The organism is Phytohabitans maris, assembly GCF_031085175.1.
GTDB lineage: Bacteria > Actinomycetota > Actinomycetes > Mycobacteriales > Micromonosporaceae > Phytohabitans > Phytohabitans maris.
The window spans coordinates 1-5,741 of the sequence record NZ_JAVHUY010000091.1; the positions used below are offsets into that span (position 1 = coordinate 1).

5 protein-coding genes are annotated in these 5,741 nt (G+C 68.7%); 1 reads left to right on the plus strand and 4 read right to left on the minus strand.

Annotation, left to right across the window (positions count from 1 at the left end; genetic code table 11):
* The 4 genes from RB614_RS44055 to RB614_RS44070 all read right to left on the minus strand — a co-directional run.
* Nucleotides 1-831: rhamnose ABC transporter substrate-binding protein (locus RB614_RS44055; RefSeq protein WP_308718673.1), on the minus strand; the 831-nt coding region annotated here is incomplete at its 3' end.
* 115 nt (nucleotides 832-946) lie between these two features.
* Nucleotides 947-1,933 (minus strand): ABC transporter permease, encoded by a 987-nt coding sequence (locus RB614_RS44060; RefSeq protein WP_308718674.1) that lies wholly within the window; start codon nucleotides 1,931-1,933, stop codon nucleotides 947-949.
* Nucleotides 1,926-2,969, minus strand: coding sequence for an ABC transporter permease (locus RB614_RS44065; protein WP_308718675.1), 1,044 nt, complete (start codon nucleotides 2,967-2,969; stop codon nucleotides 1,926-1,928). The genes RB614_RS44060 and RB614_RS44065 overlap by 8 nt, the downstream gene beginning before the upstream one ends.
* Nucleotides 2,966-4,489 carry a sugar ABC transporter ATP-binding protein gene (locus RB614_RS44070; RefSeq protein ID WP_308718676.1) on the minus strand — a complete coding sequence of 508 codons (1,524 nt, stop codon included), beginning with the start codon at nucleotides 4,487-4,489 and terminating at the stop codon, nucleotides 2,966-2,968. The genes RB614_RS44065 and RB614_RS44070 overlap by 4 nt, the downstream gene beginning before the upstream one ends.
* A 232-nt stretch (nucleotides 4,490-4,721) precedes the next feature.
* On the opposite strand from RB614_RS44070, the gene RB614_RS44075 reads away from it, so the two are divergent.
* A partial coding sequence (locus tag RB614_RS44075; protein WP_308718677.1) for a LacI family DNA-binding transcriptional regulator occupies nucleotides 4,722-5,741 on the plus strand: 1,020 nt, incomplete at its 3' end.

Sequence of the window (5,741 nt, forward strand, 5' to 3'; positions counted from 1 at the left end):
CGCGAAGTTCTTCACCGTGCCGTCCTTGACAAACTCACGCATCTGGTTCGGCGTCCCCAACCCGGTCAACGCCACCTTCCCCTTGTACTGCGAACCGGACAGATACCGCGCCGCCGCCGCCACACCCACCGTGGTCGGCGAGATGATCCCCTTCAAGTCCGGGTAGGAAGACAGCAGCCCCTGGGTCTCCTGGAACGACTTCTGATCCTCGTCATTGCCGTACGCCACCGTAACCAACTCGATCTTGGAATACTCCGGCTTCTTCAACTCGGTCTTCATCAACTCGATCCACGCGTTCTGATTCGTCGCGTTCGCCGTCGCCGACAAGATCGCAATCTTCCCCGCCCCACCGATCTGATCCGAGATCAACTTGACCTGGTTCTCCGCGATACCCTGCGCGGTCACCTGGTTGACGAACAGATCCCGGCAGTCCTTGTTGGTATCCGAGTCGAACGTCACCACCTTCGCCCCACCCTGCCGAGCCTGGTTGACCGCACCACAGATCGCATTCGGATCATTCGCCGAGATGACGATCACGTCCGAACCCTGCTGGGTCAACGTGTTGATGTACGACACCTGGGACGAGGCACTCGCCTCGGAGGGGCCGACCTCCTTGTACTCACCCTTGAACTCCTCCACCGCCGACTTACCCCCGTTATCCGAGACGGTGAAGTACGGATTGTTGACCTGCTTGGGCAGGAAGGCCACCGACAGCCCCTCCTTGATCTGCCCGGACGCACCCCCACTGGCGTTACCGCCGCCGGCCGGGGTGTCGCTCTCGTCGCTGGCGCAGGCCACCGGGCCCAGCATCAGCGCCGACAGCGCGGCCACGGAAGCGCCTAGGCGCATGCGTCGGGTCCGCATACCTCTCATGGCTCTTTCCTTCCTCGACGAAACAGGGGCACTCGACGAAAACAAGGGGCACTCGACAAACACGGGGCAGGCTCTAGCCGCCGGCGGCGGTCGACACGGCGGGTCGTCGGCGGCGCAGGCGGGCGCGGATCATGCTGGCCGCGTTGGGGCCGACGACGGAGACGATCAGCAGGGCGCCGGTGACGACGGTGAGTGTGTCGGCGGGTACGTCGGCGAGTTGCAGCGCGTTGCGCAGCGTGATGAGCAGCAGGACGCCGGCGATCACGCCCAGCAGGTTGCCGCGGCCGCCGAAGATGGAGACCCCGCCGAGCAGGACGGCCGCGACGACCGAGAGTTCCAGGCCGCCGCCGTTGTCGGCGCGGGCGCTGGCGTAGCGCATGGTCCAGAAGAACCCGGCGAGCGCCGCGATCGTGGCGGTGAGGACGAACAGCCAGAACTTCGTCTTCGCCACCGAGATGCCGGAGAACGTGGCGGCCTGCTGGTTGTTGCCCATCGCAAACAGGGCCCGCCCGATCGGGGTGGCGTGCAGCACGATCCCGAAGACGGCGGCGAGGGCGAGCACGACGAGGGCGACCCAGGGGACGGTGGTGCCGGGCAGCGCCTCGATCGTGTTGCCGGTCCAGGAGAACGGGAAGTCGGCCACCGCTTTGTCGCCCAGCACCACGTAGGCGAGTCCTCTGTAGAGCGCGAGGGTGCCGATCGTGACCGCGAGGGAGGGCAGGCCGAAGCCGGTGACGAACAGGCCGTTCACCGCGCCCAGCACCGCGCCGAGCACCAGGACGAGCGGCAGGATCAGCGGCAGCGGTACCCCGGAGAGCCAGAGCTGGCCCATCACGGCGCTGGACAGGCCGAGCACGCTGGCCACGGACAGGTCGATCTCGCCGGTGACGATCACGAAGGTCATCGGCAGCGCGATCAGGGCGATCGGGATGACGTCCAGCAGCAGGAAGCCCCAGAAGCGGGAGGAGGCGAAGCCCTCCACCGTCGCCGACGAAACCACCACCACGGCGGCGAGGACGACGATGACCAGCACGTCCCAGGAGCCGAGCCGTCTAAGCACCGCGGGCCCTCCTTCCCCTCAACCTGCTGGCGATGCGGGCGGTCAGGGCCCGGTCCAGTCCGATCGCGGCGAGAATCAACGCGCCGACGACGGCCTGCTGCCAGAACGGGTCGATCCGCAGCACCGGCAACGCGGACCCGATCGTCGACAGCAGCAGCGCGCCGAGGGCCGCGCCGTAGACCGAGCCGCTGCCGCCGAAGATCGCCACCCCGCCCACCACGACGGCGGCGACGACCTGTAGCTCGATCCCGTTGCCGGCGGCGGCGTCCAGCGTGCCGAACCGGGCCGCGTGCAGCACACCGGCCAGGCCGGCGAGGGCGCCAGAGATGGCCATGGCGGTGAACACCCGCCAGCCGACCGGGATGCCGGACAGGCGGGCGGCCTCCGGGTCCGAGCCAATCGCGTACATCTCCCGACCCGAGCGGTAGTTACGCAGGTAGTAGCCGGCGAAAACCAGCACGGCGATCGCGAACAGGGCCAGGACGGGGATGCCGAGCAGAGTGGCGGTGCCCATCCGCTTGAAACCGCTGGGCATGTCGGCCGCGTTGATCTGCTGCCCGGCCGCCCACGAGTAGTCGACGCCGCGGAAGACGTACAGCGTGCCGAGCGTGACCACCAACGCGGGCACTCGCGCCACGGCGATCAGCGCCCCGTTGACGATTCCGCACAGCAGGCCCAGACCAACGCCCGCCAACACCGCCAAGACGATCGGCGTCTCGGACATGGCCAGAAACAGCTTGCCCGTCGCGAACGCGGACAGCCCCAGCACCGAACCGACGGAGAGGTCGACGTTGCGGGTGATCACCACGATCGCCTGCCCCACCGCCAGCACGACAAGGATGGTGGCGCCGAGCATCAGGTCCTTGCGGGACTGGGCATTCAGAAACCGCGGGTTGTAGATGGTGGTCACCGCGACCAGCAGCACCAGCGCAAGGCCGATGCCCAGCTCACGGACCACGAAGAGCCGGCGCGCACCCCGCACGTCACCGCGGGCCCGGGTGGGCGGCGGAGCGGCCTGCCTCGTGGCGGTGCTCATCCGGCATCACCCGCACCCTGCCCGGTCGCGGCGAGCATGACCGACTCCTCGTCGGCCCGCTCGCGGGCGATCTCCTCGACAAGCCGACCCTCGTGCATCACCAGCACCCGGTCGGCCATCCCCAGCACCTCGGGCAGCTCGCTGGAGACCATCAGCACCGCCACGCCCTCGGCGGCCAGTTGGGACATCAGCCGGTGCACCTCCGCCTTGGTGCCGACGTCGATGCCCCGGGTCGGCTCGTCCACGATCAACACCTTCGGCGATGTGGACAGCCACTTCGCCAGGACCACCTTCTGCTGGTTACCACCGGACAATGTGGACACCGGATCGGCGAGGTGACCGGCCTTGACCCGCAAGCGCTGGAGCCATCTGCCGGCGTCCAGCCGCTCGACCCGCGGGCCGAGCAGGCCGAGCCGGGACAGCGACCAGCGCCGGGTCAGCGTGGCGTTGCGTTCGATCGACAGCTCCATCACCAGGCCCTGCTGCCGGCGGTCTTCCGGCACCAGCGCGACACCAGCGGCCATCGCCACCGCCGGCCGCCCCCGGGGCAGGCGTTTTCTGCCGACGAAGACCTCACCCGAGTCGTACCGGTCGACGCCGAACACCGCCCGGACCACCTCGCTGCGCCCGGCACCGACCAGGCCGGCCAGCGCGACGATCTCGCCCGCCCGCACGTCGAAGCTGACCGCGTCGAAGACGCCGAGCCGGGTCAGGTCACGCACCTCCAGCACGACGTCGCCGGCCTCGGTCTCCTGCTTGGGATAGAGCTGGGAGACCTCCCGGCCGACCATCCGCCGCACGACCTGTCCCACGGTCAGGTCGCCGGTCGGGTCGGTGGAGACCCAGCGGCCGTCCCGCATCACGGTGACCCGCTGGCACAGGGCGAAGACCTCGTCGAACCGGTGCGAGATGAACAGGACCGCGGCACCGGCCTCGCGCAGCGAGCGGACCACGGCGAACAGCCGCTCCACCTCCACACCGGAGAGCGCCGCCGTCGGCTCGTCCATCACCAGCACCCGGGCGTCGAACGACAGCGCCTTGGCGATCTCGACCAGCTGCTGGTCGGCGATCGACAGGCCACGCGCCGGCCGGTCCGGATCCATCCGCACACCCAGCCGCGCGAACAGCTCCGACGTGCGCCGCCGCATGGCCGCCGCGTCGATCCGGCGCAGGCCCCGCAGCGGCTGCCGGCCCATGAAGATGTTTTCCGCCACCGAGAGGTCCGGAAACAGCGTCGGCTCCTGGTAGATCACCGCGATCCCGGCCGCCCGGGCGTCCGCGGGTCCGGCGAAGTGCAGCGGCTCGCCATCGAGCGCCACGAACCCCTCGTCTGGCGCGTGCACCCCGGCCAGGACCTTCACCAGCGTCGACTTGCCCGCCCCGTTCTCCCCCACCAGGGCGTGCACCTCGCCCGCGCGCAGCTCCAGCCGGCCATCGACCAGCGCTTGCACGGCGCCGAAGGACTTGCGCACCCCGGACAGAGTGAGCAACGCCGCAGGGTGCTCGGGACGTTCGGGCACGCACGCCTCCCCTGCATCGGGTCGAGATGGCAAGAAGCGATTTGTGAAACGTTTCACAGGTTCGTGGGATAGACGTTAAGGGCTCGTTTCGGGATCGGTCAAGGGTTTCTCTCGGGTTACCGAATCGTTAGGGAGGCAAGGGCTTTCCCGCCGCCCGGTATCCTGAGGCATTCTTGACACGATTCAGTACCGTCCCGGCGGCGTCGAGCGGGGCGGAGACGAGGAGGCGACGGTGTCGGAGACCCCGCTGGTCAGCATCCGTGACGTGGCCAGCCACGCCGGGGTATCCGTCGGCACCGTCTCCAACGTCCTCAACCGCCCCGACATCGTCGCCCCCACCACCCGCACCCGCGTCCTGGCCGCCATCACCGAACTCGGCTTCGTCCCCAACGACGCCGCCCGCCAACTACGCCGCGGCAAAGGCCGCACCCTCGGCCTCGTCGTCCTCGACGTCGCCAACCCCTTCTTCACCGACGTCGCCAAAGGCGTCGAAGACACCACCGGCGCCGCCGGCATGGCCGTCATCTTCTGCAACAGCGACGGCAACCTCACCAAAGAAAACGCCTACCTCGACCTCCTCGAAGAACAACGCGTCCAAGGCGTCCTCATCACCCCCATCCACGACGCCAGCACACGCCTCCACCAACTCCGCGACCGCGGCGTGCTCGTGGTCCTGCTCGACCGGCGGTCGCGGCAGCCCGACATCTGTTCGGTCTCCGTGGACGACCGGCTCGGTGGCGAGCTCGCCATGCGCCACCTGGTCGAAAGTGGACACCGCCGGATCGCGTTCGTCGGCGGACCACACCGCCTCGAACAAGTCCACGACCGCTACCACGGCGCCATCCAAGCCCTCACCGACGCCGGACTCACCGAAGAAGAACACCTACGCCGGTACGACACACCAGCCCTCACCGTCACCGCCGGACGAGACGCCGCCGCCCGCATCCTCGGCCAACCCAAAAACACCCGCGCCACCGCCATCTTCTGCGCCAACGACCTCCTCGCCCTCGGCGCCCTGCAAGTCCTCACCCGCCAACAAATCCGCGTACCCCACGACATCGCCCTCGTCGGCTACGACGACATCGAATTCGCCGCCGCCGCAGCCGTACCCCTCTCCTCCGTCCGCCAACCCCGCCAACGCCTCGGCCAAACCGCCGCCGAACTCCTCCTCGACGAAGCCAACAACCCCCAAACCCACCAACACCACCAAGTCATCTTCGAACCCGAACTCGTCGTACGAGAGTCGAGCCAG